The following is a 960-nucleotide window of genomic DNA, read 5'->3' on the forward strand; positions in this document are numbered from 1 at the left end:
CGGCCAGTGCATCGGCGCCGTGGGCGTGAGCGGCGTCAAGGCGCCCGAAGACGCCCAGGTGGCGCGTGCCGGCATTGCCGCACTGGGGCTGTGAAGCGCGGCCTGCGGGCCGCTGATATTGTTTTGATAGCTGCATGCGCTGACCCACCAAGGGCTGGAGCGCAAAATGACCCAAAAACCGGCAAGCGCCGGTTTTTTGTTGGGAGGGAGAAAAAAGCCTGGCGGCGCGCAGGAAATCGGTGGGCTGGCCAAAACGACCCGGCGGGCTGGAGCCCCGGCCGGGGTCGCCCCACGATGGAAAAAACCTATTTCGTCAGTATCAGCTTGCCCTGGCGCGTGGCCTGCAGGCGGTAGATGCAGCCGTTGTGGGCAATGGCCACGGTTTTCTGGCCTTGCAGCAGGTCCCGGCTGTCCACGGTCACCGCCGGGGTAGGCATGCCGGCCTGGCCCGGGCGGCCGTCGGCCATGCCAGTGTCGCCGTGTGCAGCGGGGCAAACGGGAGGAAGCGCTGGGGGGCTGGCGTGCATAAGACGGAGAGCGGTGTGCGGTGATTTCTGAAGGGTGGTTGTTCGCAATCGAAGGCCTATCGCGCGCAGGTCCGTGGTCCCCTGTCAGCGCTGGGGCTCGGTCACGAAACCGATCTTGCGCACGCCAGCGCGTTGCGCCGCAGACATGGCCTGGGCCACGCGCTCGTAGCGCACCGCCTTGTCGCCGTTGATGTGCAGGTCGGGCTGGGGCTCCTTGGCGGCCTCGGTCCGCAGGCGGCCTTCGAGCTCCTCGTCACGGACCGGGGCGCCGTTCCAGAAATAGCCGCCGTCGGCCGCCACGCTCAGGCGCACTGTTTCGGGCTTGATCAGTTCGGGCTGGTTCACGGCGCGCGGCAGGTCGACGTTGACGGCGTGTTTCATGACCGGCACGGTGATGATGAAGATGATGAGCAGCACCAGCATCACGTCGACC

At 66.8% G+C, this 960-nt stretch carries 3 protein-coding genes; 1 reads left to right on the forward strand and 2 read right to left on the reverse strand.

The window, feature by feature from the left end; genetic code table 11:
• A partial coding sequence (locus tag B2J89_RS21140) for a heme-binding protein (RefSeq protein WP_205763927.1) occupies window positions 1-94 on the forward strand: 94 nt, incomplete at its 5' end.
• 211 nt (window positions 95-305) lie between these two features.
• Here the strand turns inward: B2J89_RS21140 and hemP are convergent.
• Both hemP and B2J89_RS21150 read right to left on the reverse strand, forming a co-directional pair.
• Entirely contained in the window at window positions 306-467 is a 162-nt protein-coding gene (gene hemP, locus B2J89_RS22935; RefSeq protein ID WP_169170808.1) for a hemin uptake protein HemP, read from the reverse strand.
• 144 nt (window positions 468-611) lie between these two features.
• Window positions 612-960: biopolymer transporter ExbD (locus B2J89_RS21150; RefSeq protein ID WP_169170809.1), on the reverse strand; the 349-nt coding region annotated here is incomplete at its 5' end.

Source organism: Acidovorax sp. SRB_24, from assembly GCF_012931925.1.

Coding starts and splice junctions, on each gene's coding strand:
- hemP (WP_169170808.1), bottom strand. CDS start 467: ATGGCCGACGGCCGCCCGGGCCAGGCCGGCATGCCTACCCCGGCGGTG.